The 17727-nt window shown below is 23.7% G+C and carries 21 protein-coding genes, 2 tRNA genes and 1 riboswitch; of the genes, 16 read left to right on the forward strand and 7 right to left on the reverse strand.

The features are described from left to right. Position 1 precedes the first annotated feature (1 nt). Positions 2-148 (reverse strand): 50S ribosomal protein L34, encoded by a 147-nt coding sequence (rpmH, locus tag EGN60_RS01480; protein WP_002881399.1) that lies wholly within the window; start codon positions 146-148, stop codon positions 2-4. Between the two features lie 334 nt (positions 149-482). On the opposite strand from rpmH, the gene dnaA reads away from it, so the two are divergent. The 4 genes from dnaA (at position 483) to rpmB (ending at position 3437) form a co-directional block, all read left to right on the forward strand. Beyond that, the gene (gene dnaA / locus EGN60_RS01485; RefSeq protein ID WP_124724333.1) at positions 483-1832 is read left to right on the forward strand and encodes a chromosomal replication initiator protein DnaA; all 1350 of its coding nucleotides are present in this window, start codon (positions 483-485) and stop codon (positions 1830-1832) included. A 12-nt stretch (positions 1833-1844) separates the two neighbouring features. Next, complete coding sequence (gene dnaN / locus EGN60_RS01490; RefSeq protein WP_124724334.1) at positions 1845-2942, forward strand: DNA polymerase III subunit beta; 1098 nt, start codon at positions 1845-1847, stop codon at positions 2940-2942. Beyond that, the gene (locus EGN60_RS01495; RefSeq protein ID WP_124724335.1) at positions 2942-3169 is read left to right on the forward strand and encodes an RNA-binding S4 domain-containing protein; all 228 of its coding nucleotides are present in this window, start codon (positions 2942-2944) and stop codon (positions 3167-3169) included. Before dnaN ends, EGN60_RS01495 begins: the two co-directional genes overlap by 1 nt. A 70-nt stretch (positions 3170-3239) precedes the next feature. Next, a complete protein-coding gene (rpmB, locus tag EGN60_RS01500; protein ID WP_124724336.1) occupies positions 3240-3437 on the forward strand; it encodes a 50S ribosomal protein L28 in 198 nt (65 codons plus the stop codon). 44 nt (positions 3438-3481) lie between these two features. Here the strand turns inward: rpmB and rsmA are convergent, their stop codons facing one another. The 4 genes from rsmA to EGN60_RS01515 are packed head-to-tail and all read right to left on the reverse strand — an operon-like array spanning position 3482 to position 5658. After that, positions 3482-4255, reverse strand: coding sequence for a 16S rRNA (adenine(1518)-N(6)/adenine(1519)-N(6))-dimethyltransferase RsmA (gene rsmA / locus EGN60_RS01505; RefSeq protein WP_124724337.1), 774 nt, complete (start codon positions 4253-4255; stop codon positions 3482-3484). Beyond that, the gene (locus EGN60_RS01510) at positions 4255-4851 is read right to left on the reverse strand and encodes a TatD family hydrolase (RefSeq protein ID WP_334198912.1); all 597 of its coding nucleotides are present in this window, start codon (positions 4849-4851) and stop codon (positions 4255-4257) included. The genes rsmA and EGN60_RS01510 overlap by 1 nt, the downstream gene beginning before the upstream one ends. After that, on the reverse strand, positions 4788-5015 hold the full coding sequence (locus EGN60_RS03525; RefSeq protein WP_245979699.1) for a TatD family hydrolase: 228 nt from the start codon (positions 5013-5015) through the stop codon (positions 4788-4790). Before EGN60_RS03525 ends, EGN60_RS01510 begins: the two co-directional genes overlap by 64 nt. 1 nt (position 5016) lies before the next feature. Next, positions 5017-5658, reverse strand: coding sequence for a 5'-methylthioadenosine/S-adenosylhomocysteine nucleosidase family protein (locus EGN60_RS01515; protein WP_124724338.1), 642 nt, complete (start codon positions 5656-5658; stop codon positions 5017-5019). Positions 5659-5683: 25 nt separating this feature from the next. Between EGN60_RS01515 and EGN60_RS01520 the strand changes: the two genes are divergently transcribed. The 9 genes from EGN60_RS01520 to EGN60_RS01555 all read left to right on the forward strand — a co-directional run bounded on the left by EGN60_RS01520 (position 5684) and on the right by EGN60_RS01555 (position 12034). Then, positions 5684-6226 carry a Bsp6I family type II restriction endonuclease gene (locus EGN60_RS01520; protein ID WP_124724339.1) on the forward strand — a complete coding sequence of 181 codons (543 nt, stop codon included), beginning with the start codon at positions 5684-5686 and terminating at the stop codon, positions 6224-6226. Positions 6227-6283: 57 nt separating this feature from the next. Next, positions 6284-7411 carry a DNA (cytosine-5-)-methyltransferase gene (gene dcm / locus EGN60_RS01525; RefSeq protein ID WP_124724340.1) on the forward strand — a complete coding sequence of 376 codons (1128 nt, stop codon included), beginning with the start codon at positions 6284-6286 and terminating at the stop codon, positions 7409-7411. Positions 7412-7721: 310 nt separating this feature from the next. Next, positions 7722-7808, forward strand: a tRNA-Leu gene (locus EGN60_RS01530). Positions 7809-7813: 5 nt separating this feature from the next. Continuing rightward, a tRNA-Lys gene (locus EGN60_RS01535) sits at positions 7814-7889 on the forward strand. Positions 7890-8281: 392 nt separating this feature from the next. Continuing rightward, complete coding sequence (locus EGN60_RS03425) at positions 8282-8446, forward strand: hypothetical protein (RefSeq protein ID WP_157977611.1); 165 nt, start codon at positions 8282-8284, stop codon at positions 8444-8446. A gap of 291 nt (positions 8447-8737) precedes the next feature. Beyond that, complete coding sequence (locus EGN60_RS01540) at positions 8738-9286, forward strand: hypothetical protein (protein ID WP_124724341.1); 549 nt, start codon at positions 8738-8740, stop codon at positions 9284-9286. 818 nt (positions 9287-10104) lie between these two features. Next, on the forward strand, positions 10105-10707 hold the full coding sequence (locus EGN60_RS01545; protein ID WP_124724342.1) for a GIY-YIG nuclease family protein: 603 nt from the start codon (positions 10105-10107) through the stop codon (positions 10705-10707). 71 nt (positions 10708-10778) lie between these two features. Continuing rightward, positions 10779-10994 carry a hypothetical protein gene (locus tag EGN60_RS01550; protein ID WP_124724343.1) on the forward strand — a complete coding sequence of 72 codons (216 nt, stop codon included), beginning with the start codon at positions 10779-10781 and terminating at the stop codon, positions 10992-10994. Continuing rightward, positions 10961-12034 (forward strand): Eco57I restriction-modification methylase domain-containing protein, encoded by a 1074-nt coding sequence (locus EGN60_RS01555; RefSeq protein ID WP_157977612.1) that lies wholly within the window; start codon positions 10961-10963, stop codon positions 12032-12034. The genes EGN60_RS01550 and EGN60_RS01555 overlap by 34 nt, the downstream gene beginning before the upstream one ends. Here EGN60_RS01555 and EGN60_RS01560 read toward each other — a convergent pair. After that, positions 12023-13774 carry a PhnE/PtxC family ABC transporter permease gene (locus tag EGN60_RS01560; RefSeq protein ID WP_124724345.1) on the reverse strand — a complete coding sequence of 584 codons (1752 nt, stop codon included), beginning with the start codon at positions 13772-13774 and terminating at the stop codon, positions 12023-12025. The two genes, EGN60_RS01555 and EGN60_RS01560, sit on opposite strands and share 12 nt — an antisense overlap. Beyond that, positions 13774-14919 (reverse strand): ABC transporter thiamine pyrophosphate-binding lipoprotein p37/Cypl, encoded by a 1146-nt coding sequence (cypl, locus tag EGN60_RS01565; RefSeq protein WP_124724346.1) that lies wholly within the window; start codon positions 14917-14919, stop codon positions 13774-13776. Before cypl ends, EGN60_RS01560 begins: the two co-directional genes overlap by 1 nt. Positions 14920-14941: 22 nt before the next feature. Beyond that, a riboswitch (TPP riboswitch) is annotated at positions 14942-15030 on the reverse strand. Between the two features lie 66 nt (positions 15031-15096). Here cypl and EGN60_RS01570 point away from each other — a divergent pair. From EGN60_RS01570 to EGN60_RS01580, 3 genes are read left to right on the forward strand one after another with little or no spacing between them, the layout of a single operon-like run. Beyond that, positions 15097-15435: a hypothetical protein gene (locus EGN60_RS01570; protein ID WP_124724347.1), complete on the forward strand. Its 339-nt coding sequence runs from the start codon at positions 15097-15099 to the stop codon at positions 15433-15435. Further along, the gene (locus EGN60_RS01575; protein ID WP_124724348.1) at positions 15425-16756 is read left to right on the forward strand and encodes a glucose-6-phosphate isomerase; all 1332 of its coding nucleotides are present in this window, start codon (positions 15425-15427) and stop codon (positions 16754-16756) included. The genes EGN60_RS01570 and EGN60_RS01575 overlap by 11 nt, the downstream gene beginning before the upstream one ends. Further along, positions 16749-17714 carry a lactate/malate family dehydrogenase gene (locus EGN60_RS01580; RefSeq protein ID WP_124724349.1) on the forward strand — a complete coding sequence of 322 codons (966 nt, stop codon included), beginning with the start codon at positions 16749-16751 and terminating at the stop codon, positions 17712-17714. The genes EGN60_RS01575 and EGN60_RS01580 overlap by 8 nt, the downstream gene beginning before the upstream one ends. The last annotated feature ends 13 nt before the right edge of the window (positions 17715-17727 follow it).

A 17727-nucleotide genomic window follows, 5' to 3' on the forward strand; every position in this document is an offset into this window, starting at 1 on the left:
ACTATTTTTCGTCTGAAACTGTTAATTTATGTCTACCTTTTGCACGTCTAGCAGCTAAAACTTTTCTACCGTTTTTTGTTTGCATTCTTGCCATAAATCCGTGAACTTTAATATGTTTACGTTTTTTAGGTTGGTATGTTCTTTTCATATCTACTCCTTCTTAAATAAAATTAATATCAAAATGGATAATTTAAATTATACCAAAAGAGCAATAAATATTTAAGAATATTTTTATTTAAAGCAATAAAAATTTTTATTTTAAAAAATTGCTCTTAATTTAAAAACTTTTTTAAAAAATTATCGACAAAAAAATAACTTTAAACATTTTAAAATGTCAGTTAATAAAAAATATGCAAAAAAAGCCTTATTTTAAGAACAATACGCATAAAAAAATTGTTCTTAAAAATGTCAGTAACTTTTGATTTTGAACATTTTTTTTAACTTCAAATGTTTATAAATAAAATAATGGTAAAATAAAAGTTATGTCTAATGATAATTTATTAAGAATAAAAGCAAATAACAAATTATTTTCTCAAGAACTTTTAAATATTTGTGGGGGCAAATTAATTTTTGAGCAATATTTAAAAGAAGTTAAAATAGTTCATGAAGAAAATTTGAGTGTTTATGTTTTATATTTAGAAGAAGAAACTAAAGATAAATATTCAAGTGAAATAAAAAGAGCTATTAAAAACGTTTATGGAGAAAAATATAATGCTTTTTTAATCAAAAGTTTAGATGAAGTTAAAAAGAATGCTAATGAAAATAAAGAAATAAAAACCAAAGAAGTAATAGATAATATAACTCAAGATTTAACTTTTGAAAATTACAGTTCTGGGCGTTTTAATAAAATGGCTATAAGAGCTGCTAAAACAATTTGCGAAAGCGATTCAGTTCAATTTTCTCCATTTTTTATTTATTCAAGTAGTGGGCTTGGAAAAACTCATTTACTTCATGCAATCGGTAATGAATTTAAGAAAAGAAACAAAACAGCTCTTTATATTAATCCAGATGCTTTAACAAGAAGATTAGTTGAACAACTTAAAAATAAAAATGAAGAGCAAATAAATAAAATAGTTGATAGTTTAACTAGTTATGACTGTTTAATGTTTGATGATATACAAATTTATGGTGGTAAAGAACAAACATTAAAAGTTTTATTTACAATAATTGAAAAAATGATTGTAAATAATAAACAAATTGTTTTTGCTTCAGATAAAAGCCCTGATGATTTAGGAAGTTTTGAAGAAAGATTTATAACTAGATTTAAAGGTGGATTAGCTATACAAATAGAAAATCCAGATGATAATGATATTATTGAAGTTTTAAAACAAAAATTATTACAAAACAATATAAATGTTGATTTATGAGATCCTGAATGTTTAAGATTTGTTGCAAGAAATTACGGACATTCAATTAGAGAGCTTCAAGGTGCTTTAAATAGAATAAAAATTTATGCAGATATGGATGATTATATGTCATATGACGTTTATACATTCAAAAACATAATTTTTAAAGATGTTGCTAAAACTAAACAAAGTATAACAACAGATCATGTTTTAGATGCAGTTGCTAAATATTATAAAATTGAAAAAAGAAAAATTCTTTCAGTAACAAGAAAAGAAGAAGTAGTCAATGCTAGAAGAATAGCAACTTATATTATTAAAACAAATTTTGAAAATCTTACTTTAGAGCAGATTGGAAAACTTTTTGCAAATCAATCTCACTCAACAGTTATTAATTCACTTCAATGAGTAGAAAAAACAATGAAAATAAATTCAACAATTAAAGTTGCAATTCAAAAAATACAAGAAAATATCAAAAGAGTTTTATAGTTAGGAGAAATTATGGAATTAAAAATTAGCAAGATTCTTTTAGATTTAGCAATTGAAAGAATAGGAAGAGCAATAGATCCAAATCCTTATATTCCAGCATTAAAAGGTGTTTTAATTTATGCTGAAAACAATCAAATAACATTTACTGGCTCAAATGGGAAAATTAATATTAAACACACAATCGAAGCTTCATTAGATGCAGAAATTATTTCAGCTGGGGTTGTTTTAGTTGACTATGTTTTTTTAAGAAATATAGTTAAAAGATTAGAAGGAGATGTTTTATTAAAATCTGATGATGCAAAATTAAGTATTAGCACTGAAAATGATAATTTCCATTTAAATCTATTTGCTTCTCATGAATATCCTTTAATTGATTTCAATATTTATGGTGAAAAATTAAAAGTTAATTGATTAGCTTTTAAAAATATGGCAAAAGATGTTATGTTTGCAGCCTCAACTAATGAAGCAAAATTAATTTTGTGTTGTGTAAATATTTCAAGCCAAAACCGCAAATTAAAAATGATTGCAACTGACAGTTTTAGATATTCTGAACAAACCATTGATGTAGAAGAAAATAGCGAATTTAATATTTCTTTATTAGCTAAAAACTTAAGAGATTTATTGAGTTTTGAATACAATGGAGATGTTATTTTAAATATCTCAGAACACAAGATATTGTTTGAATTAGATGGAACAGTTATTGAATGTGCTGTCTTTAATCAAGCTTATAATGATGTTTCAAGAATTTTTCCTAAACAATTTGCTCACACAATAAATATTTCAAAACGTGTTTTAAATTCATTGTTAAATAAGGTTTTAGTAATAGTTTCTGAATCATATAATAAAATAAGATTGAATATTGGACATGAATTTTTTGAAATTTCTTCAGTAAGAGAAGAAATAGCAGATGCAGCTATTAGAACTAGTGAATTCAGTTTAGAAGGCGAAGAATTTAAAGTAGCATTAAATTCTAAATATTTAAGAGAAGCTATTGCTGTATATGATGATGAAATAACTTTAAAATTCACAGCCGACAGAACAAAAATATTATTAACTTCAGATACAAAACCTAATGCAATTCAATTAATTTCAGCATTCAAAGGATTCTAATGAAAGTAGAAATAATTCAAGAGTTTATTAAACTAAGTCAATTTTTAAAAATAATTGATGCATGTCCTACTGGAGGTCTTTCAAAATATTTTTTAGACATTCATGAAGTTAAAATAAATGATAGAAAAGCAGGTGGTCGAAACGCTAAAATAAGAGTTGGTGACACTGTTTGAGTTGATGATGATGTTTATTTTGTAGTACAAAAACAACAAAATGAAACAAAATAACAATTTTTAATGTACAATATATAACATACTAATTAAACTAAAATCAAACATAATAAATTAAGGAGTGCCCATGCCAGGAAGAGATCAACTTACAGGTCAAAAAGCTCTAAGTGGAAACAGAAGATCACACGCTTTAAACACTTCAAAAAGAACTTTTGATCTAAACTTGCAAAAGGTAACTATTTTAACTGAAACAGGAACTAAAAAAACAGTTAGAGTTACAGCTAAAAATGCAAGAACATTAAAAAAATATGGATTAGTTGCTTAGTAATCTTTTTAAATATAATTAAAGTTGCCCACAAAAGGCAACTTTTAATTTTCTAATAATTTAAATAATTTATAAAAATCTAAAACTTCAATTTCTTCTGATCTAACTGCTGGTTTTAAATTTAATTTTTCAATTGCTTCAACAATTTTTTCTTTTTTATAATTTGAAATCAAATTGTTATAAAGTGTCTTTCTTTTAAATTGAAAACACAATTTAATAAAGTCTTTTAATTTTTCATAATTATTTAATATGTCTAAATCTTTTTTATTAAAATCAATTCTTATTACAGCTGAATCAACTTTAGGTGCCGGATTAAACTCTTTTGCTTTTACATCAAAACCATATTTTACATTTGCAAACATTTGGCAAAAAACTGATAATTTTGAATAACTTTTATTTTTAGGCAAGCTTGTTATTCTTTGAGCTACTTCTTTTTGAACCATTAAAGTTGCTGATGACAAATATTTCATATTATCAAATAATTTAAAAATAATTAAAGAAGTAATATTATAAGGTATGTTACCAACTACTATTTTTTTATTTTCAGAAAATAAATTAGCTTCTAAAAAATCTTGATTAATTATTTCAATATTATCATTGTATTTTTTATCTTTTAGATATTCATAAAGTCTATTGTCAAGCTCATAAGCTTTTAAAGATTTAACTTTTGAAACCATTAAATTAGTTATAGCACCTAAACCAGGGCCTATTTCAATAACATCTTCATTTTCTATTTTTGCTAATGAAACTATTCTTTTTTGAATTTCTTTATTTATTAAAAAATTTTGTCCAAAGGATTTTTTTGCTTCTATATTCATTAGATTTTATAAATTCTTTCTATATTTTTTCTAACTTGGTTTACAAACTCTTCAAGATCAATATTTAAATAATTGGCAATATATTCATACACATATTTTACATAAGGTGAAATATTAGGCGTTCCTCTAAAAGGAGTAGGTGTTAAATAAGGTGTGTCAGTTTCACAAGTTATTCTATTTAAAGGAATTAAAGGCAATGTTGCTTGCAAACTTTTTGCATTTTTAAAAGTAATTACACCGCTAAATGAAAAATTAATATTTTCATATGCTAAACATTTTTTAGTAAATTCATAATCACCGCTATATGAATGAAAAACAAATATTACATCTTTATATTCAGGACGTGTAATTATTTCAAAAGCATCTTCTAAAGCTTCACGAATATGTAGCATCACTACTAAATTATTTTCTTTAGCCACTTCAATTTGAGCTAAAAAACTTTCTTTTTGAATTTCTTTTGAAAGAGAATCATCATAGTGATAATCAAGTCCTACTTCACCTATTGCTACTATTTTATTTGATATATATTTTTTTAGAAATTCTCCATCTTCTTTACCTTTTGCATCGTTTGGATGAATTCCAATTGCCCCATATAAATAATCTTCTTTTTTATTAGTTGAGAAACTTCAACAACATTTAAATAATCAGTTCCAACTAAAATCATTTTTTCAACATCTTGTTTATGTCAACTTTTTATTATTTCTAAAGGATTATCATAATACTCTTTAAATGGGTGAGTGTGTGCATCAATATATTTCATTTTAATTTCCTATTTTTTTAAATACTTCTATAATTTTGTTTTCTCATATTTTTTTAGCTTCTAAATATTCAACATTGCTATTACTTAATAAATTATCTGAAACAATTTTATAGCAATAAAAATCAATATTAAAGTTTTGAGCAACTAAATTATAAGATGCTCCTTCCATATCAACAACTTCAACATTTTCAAAATTAGTTAATAAAAAATCCCTGTGTTTTAAAAAAGCAAACTGATCAGCAGAAGCTAAAGTGATTTCTTTTTTATCTATTTTATTTTTAGTTTCAAAATAAGTTTCAATATAAGGAAGCTTTCCTAAATTATAACCTTTTAAAAAAGTTAAATCAACATCATAAAAACAAGTTTTATTTACTTCAATAATTTCTCCTATTTCTCTTTTATTTATTGAAGCTGCTGGTCCTATATTTATAATAATGTCTATTGGATATTTAGCTATTAAAAAACTTAAAAAAGAAGCTGCGTTACTTTTACCTACACCTGAATGAGCTAATAAAACATTTTCTTTATACATATATAAACTTTGATAATTATTATTTATATTTAAAGAAATTTTATTTTTAATATTTAACTCATTTCTTAGTTTTTCAGTTTCTCATTCTTCTGCAAAAATAAATAATTTCATAAATACTTAAATTATAATATGTTATATGATAAATAAAGAAATAAAATTTAGAAATGAAACAATAAAAGTCGACATTTTTGAAAAAAAAGACTTTAAAAGTTTAAAAGAAATATTTAAAAAATGAATAGAACTAAATAAAAAACTAAAAGAATTAAATGGTAGATCTATGAATGTGCCTGATGTCCTTAGCGAGGGCTTGTTTTGCTTGCTTTTTAATGCTTATAGAACAAGAAATTCAGCTCATTCTTATGATGCTGTAGATATAAAAAGAAACAAAGGAATACAACTTAAGTCGTCTTCAATATTAAATGATTTGAGTTCTTTTGGACCTAAATATACATGAGATGAACTATATTTTATAGATTTTGCCCCAGAGGGTAAAATAAATGGGGAAGTACACTTTTATAAAGTTGATAACGAAATACAAACTGTAGTTTTAAATTATGAAAAAAACGAGACTTTTAAAGCACAACAAGAACAAGGCAGAAGACCTAGACTTTCTATAAAACAAAAATTAATTAATTACAAAAATATAAAACCTATTTTGAAAATTAATTTATTAGACTAAAATAATTAATATCAATAAATAACAATATTGTATAATTAAATTTAATTAAAGGTAGCTATGAAATATAAAGTTGGAAGTTTGTTTGCTGGTATAGGTGGAATATGTAGAGGTTTTATTGAAGCAGAACACAATGGTTCTGGTTTTGAAATTGCCTGAGCAAACGAAGTGGATGACTATGCTTGTGAAACCTACAAAAATAATTTTAAACATCCTATTTATAAAGGCGATATTGAACAAATACTAGATTATCAAAAATCAAGTGATGTAGATTATTATTTTAACTTATACAAAAACATAGCTTATGAGCCTTTAGACATTTTAGTTGGTGGTTTTCCATGTCAAGCATTTAGTATTGCAGGGCAAAGAAAAGGTTTTTTTGATAACAGAGGTAATTTATTTTGAAGTATTGTTAATTTAATTAATTTATTAAATAAAAATATAAATAAAAAACCAAGGGCACTGTTTTTAGAAAATGTTAAAAATTTAGTTTCTCATGATAACAAGAGAACTTTTAAAGTTATAAAACAAGAATTAGAAAAACTAGGCTACGTTGTTAAAGAAAAAGTTTTAAATACATCAGAATATTCTAATTTGCCTCAAAATAGAGAAAGAATTTATATAGTATGTTTTTTAAATAATCAAGATGCTGAAAACTTTTCTTTTGATAATTTAGAAACTTACAAAAATAATTTTAATTTAGAAAAAAGAAAAGAACAAATAAAAAATTTATTAACCTTAGATAAAAAAGTCGATGATAAGTATTATTATGATTCTGAAAAATATCCAAAGTATTTTGGGGAACTAAAAGACAGTATTAATTTAAATAGAGATATTGATGAGTATTTTCAATTTTTTCAATTAAGAAGAGGCATGTATGTTAGAAAAAATAAAAGTAATGTTTGCCCTACTTTAACAGCCAACATGGGTACTGGTGGGCATAATGTTCCTTTGATAAAAGACGATTATGGAATAAGAAAATTAACGCCAGATGAAACATTAAAATTACAAGGTTTTAATTCAGATACTTGATTTAAGATCCCACAAAGTTTTAACAATAAAGCTTACCCAGATTCTCAATTGTATAAGCAAGCAGGCAATGCTGTTTCTATTCCGGTAATAAAACTAATAGCAAACGAAATTCTAAGTGCATTTTCAAAAACAGATTTAAAAGACAAAATTGCTTAAAATAAGCAATTTTTTGTTTAATTAAATAAAAAAATAAAACAACTTTTATTGCATTATAACATTAGTGTACATTTAAATAAAGTTAAAAATTTAAACATTGTTTTCTTAATAAATTAAAAAAATATTTTTATTAACCAAGAAATTAAATAATATAAAAAATTTATTTATTTAAAAAATTTACTTTGATGATTTTAATATAAATAATATATTTAAAATAGTAAAAAATTTAAAAGATTAATAAAAAAATATTTTTTTTAATAATTTTTATTTAAATAGTTTATAATAATTAAGTATGTTAAGTACACACCTTGCCCAGGTGGCGGAATGGTAGACGCTACGGACTTAAAATCCGTTGGCTGTAATGGCCGTGCTGGTTCAAGTCCAGTTCTGGGCACCATTGATGCGCCCTTAGCTCAGCAGGTAGAGCAAATGGCTTTTAACCATTGGGTCAGAGGTTCGAATCCTCTAGGGCGTACCATTTCAGGAAACTGATCAAAAAAGAGCTTCGGCTCTTTTTTATTTATTTTAAATAAAAATATAAATCTTGTGCTGATCGCTATTTTTGTAAACAAAATATAGTAAAATTAATTTAGATAATTAAATAAATATAGGGAGTAAATTTAAAATGCAATTGTTAGAAAAATATCTAAAAAAAATAGATGATTTGCCTACTTATGATATTGAAAAAGAATTAAACTTGAAATATATTTAAAAAATTACTCTTTTTTCAACAAGACAAATAGTTGAGAAATTAAGCTTATCCAATGTGTCAGTTTTGTATAAAACGAAAGTTAATTCTTCTGAGTTTTGTTATTCAGTGGCGGATGCGCATTACTGGGTAAAAGTCAGAAAAAAAATTGTTTTATAAAATTGAACAGACGAGAAAACACAGCAGAATTCAATGAATTATTTAAAAATAAATATAATAAAATTTCATTTATATTTGAACCAACTAGAAACTTTATAAAGAATAATTATAATTTAACAATCCAAGCAGTTAAAACTATATATACTTGAGTAAATTCTGGCGATTAAATACTTAAAAAAGTGCTTTAATTATTTCTAATTATGTTAAATAGAAAAAACAAAAAAAGGTTGTTAATTAACGCAAAGCGTTTTTGTGTCTAAATTTTTATCTAACATGGTTTTATGGATCGAAAGAAAATGAACATTAAATGAAGGTCGAAAAAAGTTAATAAATAAATTCATGTCTAAACTTCAAAATGAGCAAAATATTCTTAAAAAAGATTTAGTGAAGTTACAAAATATATTTTATATTTGTGTAAAAAAAAGATTTAATATTAATAATTTTATAAAAGAGGAAATATGGCAATAATTTTAAAAAATGATAGACTATTAGTTATTCAAGTATCAAATTCAGTGGCTTCTGAAAAAGCTCAACATTTTGATACCAATGATACTTTTGATTATGGCTATTACATGGATGGAAAGCAAGAAGAAATTAAGAAATTTTTTAATAACTTTGAAGGAGAATTTTATATAAATTTTTCAGAAGTTTATTCAGTTTGCAAAGATATGTTTGATGACATAAAAAATAACGGATTAGAAACAGTTTTTAAAAGCGAGTTAATAGTTCAAGAAAAGAGCCTAGAATGTATACATTGATTAATAATCGCAGAAAATAGCTTAATTCCTATTAAAAAACCTTTAATAAACGAAAATAATGAATATTTGAAATTTGACAATATGCAACAAGCAATGAAAATTTTTAGAAATTTTTGCTTGGGAGATCTGACAGATATATATATTAATAAAATTGGGCATAATGGATATATTTTATCAGTTAGACCAATAGAAAATTATTTAGAAAAAATAAAAATAAATTATACAAAATGGGCAAAAAAAGATAATTAGAATTGCAACAGTTTTTAGTGATATAGCGGCAATAAAAAAAGATTTAAAAAATAACAAAATTGTAAATGTATATTAGGCACAAAAAGCTATACGTTTTTTAACAGTATTAGTGTATTTGTGTCTAAATTTTTTATTTTAGTTTAGTTAAAATTATTTGTTCCTTTTTTCATTAACTTCATTTTTTATAAAATCTCATAATAAAAGAACTTCTTGTCAATCATCTATAAGTCAAGGTGTTTTGCCTTGCAAAATAAGAAAAAAGATTTATTTCTGCTAACTCTTTATTTGAAAAGTGGTTGTCATCATTACCTATCAAAATTTACTGTTAGAATGATGAGCTGAAGTAAAGGTTTTTCCACATCATTTTGGCCCTTCTAGACAAATAATGCTTGCTTTTTTTAAATAACTTTTTATTAATTTATCTACAATTCTGTTTTTATAATCTTTTTTATTTTTTAATATGCGTATATTAATCTCTTTATAACTTAATTATATTAAAAGGTAACAAAATGAGCAATATTTTGTTTAAAAAATGAGCAATATTTTTGAAAAATAATGAACAATATTCTATTTTTAATTTTTATACTTTTTATAATTGATTTTCTTTATTTTAAACCGTATTTAAAAAATAAATAAAATTTATTTTTATTATGTTATAATTAAATTAATACTAGCAAAGGAAAAGTAAAATTTTTAAAATGAAAAATAATCAAAACAACATAGAAGAATTAAAAAAATTATGTAAAAAATATTAAGATGGTATTTATAGATCAAAAACTGGTTTAGATTACAAAAAAGCTTTAGAAGAAATATTCATTTTGGCAAATAAGAATGATAAACCTTTTACGTTGGAGGATGTAAAAGAGCAACCAGAGTTAAAAGATTTTAAATTTGAAGGTATTATAGATTTTCAATATATTTGTAAGTTAAAAATTAGACCTTTAGAGATAGTAAATGATATTGTAACAAATGAAAAAATTTTAGCATTTGATTTTGTTAATAAAGAAACTGAAAACGTTTTTAAAAAATCTTTAGGTGTAGTATATATGATTACATGTGTTTCAGATGGAAAAGAACACATAATAAAATTTGGTCAAACTAGAACGACTTTCAAAGAAAGATTAAATTCTTATAATTGTGGAACAGTTACTCATTGAAGAACTGTTTCAACTACAAATATAAAAATTGTTCAATCAATGATCACAACCTATACAACACAAACGACATACAAATTATATATTTATGATTGCAGTGATGATTTTTATTCTTTTAACTGGCATGGTGTTGAATCAAAAAAAATTGCAACACCAAAATCAATAGCAGCTGAAGACATTATTATAAAAAAATTTGTTGAAGCTTTTTCAAAAAAACCTTTAGCAAATGTTCATGCTAATGCAACTGCAAAAAAAGAAAATATTTAAATAAATGTGTGTTATTTCAAAAAATAAATTTAAAATATATTTATTATTAAATTATCTAGCGGGAGTTTTATATGGTCAAAAGTAAATTAGATTATTTTGTTGATATTAAAGACGATTCTTTTACTCTATCTTTGCCAGACAAAAAAAGTCGAACCTGAGAAAACTTATTTCAACTTTTAGACGATTTAAATAATGACTCTTCACATTTCAATAGCCGTGACGATATATGTACACCAATGAAATGTGTAAAAAAATGATTGATTATATCCCTGAAGATTTTTGATTAAAAAAAGATATAAAGATATTAGATCCTTGCTGCGGTAATGGGAACTTTGGAGCTTATTGTTTAACAAAAACAAGCATAGAAAATATTTATTTTAACGATATAAATGAAAAAAGAATAAAGAAATGTATTGAACTTTTAAACCCAAAATATATTAGTAATATAGATGCTTTAAAAATAGAAGGAAGTTATGACCTAATAATGGCTAATCCACCTTATTCTGGTGGAGGCAATAAAAACAAAAGCCTTTCTAATCTTTTTATTGAAAAAGGAATTGATTTATTAAATGAAAAAGGGTATTTATGTTATATTACTCCAAATAATTGAATGTCTTTTAATAACAATAACAATACATTAAAAAGGTTACTAAATGAAGGATCTTTTTTAGTAATTGATAATGATGCAAAAAAATTTTTTCCTCAGGTAGGGTCATCATTTACAATTTTTATATGACAAAAAGGGGTTTTTGATAATAAAACAACTGTTTTTAATAATTTTCTTGTAAAAGACATACAGACAAATGTTTTAATATCTAAAGAACTTAAATTTTTACCACTATATATATCTAATGAAATACTAGAAATTTGTTTAAAAACAATAGGCAAAAAAAGAAACAGTTTTAACTATAGATGTGATTTACATAACCATACAAAAAGTTCTTTTTTAAAAGACATTCAAGATAGTGAATTTAAATATAAAACTATACATACGCCAAATATAACAAGATATGCTTCAATAAAGCAAGATATATATGAAAAATGGTTAATAATAGTTCCACTTTCTAATTTTTATAAACCTTATATTGTTTCTAAAAGTAATACAACTCAATCTGTTGGATATTTTGCTTTCGATAGTGAAAATGATGCACAAAAATATTTAAAGAAAATTACCGAACCTTTATATAAATTGCTTATACACATAACAAGATATGGTAATTTTAATAATATTTCAGTTCTTAAATATTTATTATTTGATAAAAATATAAAACTAAATAAAACCCAAGAAAACAAAATAAATAAGTTAATAAGCTTTCTAAAATATTAAAAAAGATTGAACAAGGCTATAAACCATAGTTCAATCTTTTTTTGTTTTATTTAAAAATAGATTTTTAATACTAAATTTAAGTTTATTATAATTATTATTTCTTAATAAATAACTAGTAAATGAGATAATAGCTAATATAAAAAATGATAATCATAAATAAGGAGCTATTTCTGGTATTTCTCTTACTCTTGTTTGAATAATTTTTTCTCCAAATAATGAAGCTGAATAAAGACCATAAGTTATAAAGTTTCTTAAAGTTTTTTCTATTTCAAAACTTATAAAAGTAATTAAATCAGTTTTAATAGTTACTAAAACATAATCATGATAAATTCTTAATAAACTGAAATGATTTTTTTTAAGCTGTTCTATTTTATTTATTGAAATATTGTTTAAAGAAGATGTCATGGCTCTAGAAAGTGTAGAAGCTCCATGAATACTAAAAACAATAGAAAATGCTGCAGCAGGCATATTATATAAAGCTGAAATTAAAAAATAAAGTGATATTACAGGTATAGTTCTTATAAAAATATTACTAAAACCAAAAATGCTTTTAATTGTTTTTTTAACTAAAGAACTAGTTAATAAAAACATTTTAAAATAAGCAATAAATAAAGTCATTACTAAAGTTAAAAAAACTAATGCTAGAAGTTCTAGAACAATTCAAAAAATACCTTGTTTGTCTAAACTAAATTTTATTTCAGATCAATTAGGATTAAAAAAGTCTTTAAAATTCTTTTTAGCTTGACTATTATAAAACTTAAGTCCATTTAAATCTTTAATAGCTAAAGCAATTAAAGTAATAAACAAAATTAATAATAAAATTAAAACAAAGTTTTTTATACCTTTATCTATTTGATATTTTTTATAATTAAACTCATGACTTTTTGAAACAAAAAAGAATTTCTTTAATAAATAAGAAGACAATTCTAAAAATAATAAAAAGCCTAATAATGTAACTAAAGGAATTAATAGTTCATTATAATAATTATCTAAAGAACTAATGCTTGGATTAATTAATAAACCAATTCCAGGAAAAGCTAGTTTAGATAAAATAGTTGATCATCTTATATTTGATTCAAAAGCATAAAAAATATAATTAAAAAACTTAACTCTTATTTGAGGTCATATTTCTTTTTTAAATGCATAAAATCTTGATGTTTTATTTTTTAGCATTCAATAATAAATATTAAAATCAGCATTTTCAATTATTTGACTAAAATATTCATGAAGTCAAAGCCAAGTAAATCAAATAAAAATTAAATTTATAGCAATCATTTTTTCAGCTGAATTTTGAAATAAATATATAAAAAATAATTCAGGTAGTAATCTAAGCAAAATAACAACAATTTTAAAAGGAATTGCAATAAATTTATAATTCATTTTTAAATTAGAAAAATAACTAGTAATTAAAGCTAAAATAAGCCCAATAGTTGTGCCTAAAAAAGTTATTTTTATACTAGTAAATAAAAATTTAAAAGATAATATTCATAAATTTTGATTTAAAAATATTTCAGATTTCTGAACCGGGGTAAAAAAGTTTTTTAAATTTCTTGAAAATAAACTTAGTCCATTAGATGAGAAACTAAAATTTATTATTACAATACTTAAAATAATTAAACCAATTATTAATAAAAAAATAAAAATCTTAAAAATACTTGATTTTGAAGCCTTTATTTTTTTTGAATCTTTAATTAAATAGTCATTAACTAAAGAAGTTTTAATATCTAAATTAGTATTCATTATTGAGTTGAATCTTTATAAAACTTAATTACTTCAGTTTGATAATCATTGATTATTTTATAGCCATTAAATCCAACTTTAAAGCCATAATCATCTTCATTAGCTTTTCATGTTTCTATTATGCTATTAGCTAAAGCATCTCTTAAATCTTTTGACATTCTTTTTGAAGTTACAAAAACATTGTATTTTAAAGGATCTGTAACAGTTAAAAATTCAATTTTAGCATTTGAATTATCTGGTTTATAATAATTTAGTTTTTCATTACCTTTTATATTATGAGTATAGCCAAAAGAACCTAGATCATCAAATACAATATGAAAATCAGCTAATGAGCCTTTACCAATATCTTTAATATTGCCTGTGTTATATTTATTTGAATGTTCAATTTTATCGACTTCAAAACCAGAAAATTCATTGCCTTTTTTATTAAAATGCTTTTTAAATAAAGCTTGAGGCAAAATGTATTTTGAACTACTATCTTTATCACCTAAAACAATACCAAAGTTTCTAAATGTATTTCAATCTTTATTTTTTCAAGCTTCTTTAATTTTAGTTAATTCTTCATTGGTTCCTTGAATCATAACTAAACCTCTATAAAAATCAACTGATGTATCAGCTGGAGCATAAAATTTTTGATATAAACTTCCATTTCATTTATATTCTTCGTCATTTCATTCGCTATAAGGTTTTTCTAAAAATAAAGCCTCAGCTTTTTTAGCTATTTTAACAAGTTCATCATTATCTGAACCATCTGAATATCTTTTTGAACTATCTAAATCAAAACTTAAAGCTCTAGTCATTGTTTGAACTATTGGAATTAATTCGCTTGCATTATTTGATGCATTATATAAACCTGATGTTAAAACTGCAACATCACTAGAACCTTTTAAAATATTGCTTGCTAAATCAGCATTGGCTTGTTGAAAGTTAACATTATAAGTAGCATTTGAATTAGTTTTTTCATTAAATCTTTTTGTAATATTTTTAAAAAATCCTTCACTTCTTGAACCAAATCAAGGATCATTTACAGCAAATCTTATATCTTTTAAAGTCTTAATTTCTTGATTATTATTTTGACATGAAATTGATATTATTGGACTTATTAAAGGTAAAGTAAATAAAAATAATTTTAATGATTTTTTCATATTTCTCCTTTTATAGAGAAACCCTTAAAATTGAGAAACTCACTACGCTAGTTCTAACTAGATCAGTTAATGAGGGTCTATCTCAGCCCTTGGGCACCCCTGTTCTTTTTTATATATTATAAATTAGTTTTAAAAAAATCTTTATAATTAAATTAAATAATAAAATAAGGGGTAATAATGAATAATTTAGAAATAGGAAAAATAATAAGAGCAAAAATATTAAAAATAAATAAAACTTGAGTAGTTTTTGGATCAAAAGACAATGTAATTTTTAATCTAAATATTACCGAAGTAAGTGATTATTTTATTGCTGATCTAAATGAAATGTTTAAGGTTGGGGAAATTAAAGAATTAATAATAACTGAAAAAATCACTGATAATGAATACAACGTTTCATATAAAAGAATTCATCCAAAATATTTAAAAAATCCATTCAATTTTAAAATGGATAAAAAGACTGCAAAATTTGATAGTTTATTAGACTTTACAAACAAAGGAATAAACTATGGAAAATAAAAATTTTATTTCAGTAGATACATCTGATGCTGTTAATGATGAATTATTCGAAGCAGCTGAAAAAGTCATTAAAGAAATAAATCATAAAATTATAAGCGGAAAATATAAAGGATATCAAGTAGTAAACTGCTTTAGACCATTTGAAGCAAGTGAACCAAAAACAATTGAAAAAATTAAATCATTTGCAAATTTATTAGAACAAGAACAAATTGATTATTTAGTTGTTATTTCAAACTCAACAACAGCAATTCAAAGTCAAGCCTTAGTTGATTTATATTCAAACGTCTTTAAAGACAAAGACAAACAAAAGACAACTGAAATTTTGTATGTTTCAAATATAATTACAACTTCAGATATGATTAAACTTTTAGCTAAATTAGAAAATAAAAGTTTTGCAATAAATGTAATTTCACAAAACGGAAAAGATTTCAACACTCTTGTTTTATTTCATGAATTAAGAGCTTTATTACTTAAAAAATTTTCATCCGATTCAGCTAAAAAATATATTATTATTACAACCAATAATAATTATGGAGAATTATTTTATCAAGCAAGAGATTATAAATATTCACATTTAGTTATCTTAGATAATAATCATGAAAAATTCTTTGCATATTCACCAGCTGTTCTTTTACCCCTAGCAGTAGCTGGAATTGATATTGATAAATATTTATTAGGAGCTGAAAATGCTAATAAAAAATATAATGAAGCTTCATTAATAAATAACGAACCATATCGTTATGCAACAGCAAGATTTAGGTTTTATAAAGAAAGTAGAATTATTGAAAATATTTTTAGTTTTTCAAAATCTGAATTTAGTTTAGCAAAACTATTTTCAATGGTATTTTTAGAAGTTGGAAATAAAGCTAAAAAAGGAATCAATTCATACTTTTGAGATGGCTATGAAATAAATAATGCTTTTTTAAATATAGTGGCTTCAAACCCTGTTCCATCATTTAATACAGCAATTATTAATAATAGCTCTATTTATGATAAAAATGTCTCAACTTTCAGTGATACTGAAGATGAATATTTGAATTATTTATCAAATTTAACTTATAATAGTATAGGTAAAATTATGAGTAATACTTTTTTAGAAAATCTCGTAAATTACTGTAAGACTCCAACAATTAAAATTACAATAAATGATTTAGAAAATAATGAGGCCTATGGATGAATAATTGCATTTATTTATAGAGCTGCAATTATGTTCGGTTATTTAATGGACTATGATCCTTTTGAATCTAATGGAACACCATACATGTATAATGTTGAACTCGTAAAAAACTTAAAAAAGAAAAGAGGAACAAATAATGACTAAAATAGGACTTATTGGTACAGGAGCAGTTGGATCAGCTTTTTTATATGCTGCTCTAAATAAAAACATCGAAGCTGATTATGTATTAATTGATTATTTCAAAACATTTGCTGAAGCACAAGCAAAAGATTTAAATGATGCTGCTGCTTCTATGTCTAACTGTGGCGCTAAATTTAGAGCTGGAGAATATTCAGATTTACATGATGCTGATATTATTGTTATTACAGCATCAGTAAAACCTAAAGAAGGTGTTTTAAAAGACCGTTTAGAACTATTAACTGACAATGCAAAATTATTAAAAGAAATTGGAGAAAATGTTAAAAACTCAGGATTTAAAGGAATTACTATTATTGCTTCAAATCCAGTTGATACAATGGCTTCAGTTTATCAAGAAGTTACACAATTTGAAGCTTCTAAAGTTATTAGTTCAGGAACAATTCTAGAAACAGCAAGAATGAAAAAATTCTTAGCTGATAAAATCGGTGTTAAAGCTTCTTCAATTACAGGTTTTGTTATTGGAGAACATGGAGCACGTTGCATCATTCCATTTTCAAAAATTAGAATCGGTTTAGGTTCATTAAAAGACTATTTGGCAAACGGTTCTTTAGACAATGAATGAGTAAGTTCTTTATATGAAAAAGTTAAAAATGAAGCTTTTGAAATTATTTCAGGTAAAGGAATTACAAACTTCGGTATTGGTGAAAACCTAGCTGAAATTGTTAACGGTATTTTATCAGATCGTCAAGCAATTTACTCATTAGGTGTTAAATTACCTAAAGAATACACAAACCACGGCGTATACTTTGGTTTACCAGTTATTTTAGGACGTAATGGATATAGACACTTACCAAAAGTTAGATTAGAAGAAAATGAATTAGCAATGTTTGAAGAATATTCAGCAGAAATGAAACAAACAGTTATCGATGTATTAAGAAACTTAGATATTAACCCAAAATTTTAACAAATAAATAGTG

Source organism: Mycoplasma struthionis (assembly GCF_003855455.1).
In the GTDB taxonomy this organism is placed as follows: domain Bacteria; phylum Bacillota_I; class Bacilli_A; order Mycoplasmatales; family Metamycoplasmataceae; genus Metamycoplasma; species Metamycoplasma struthionis.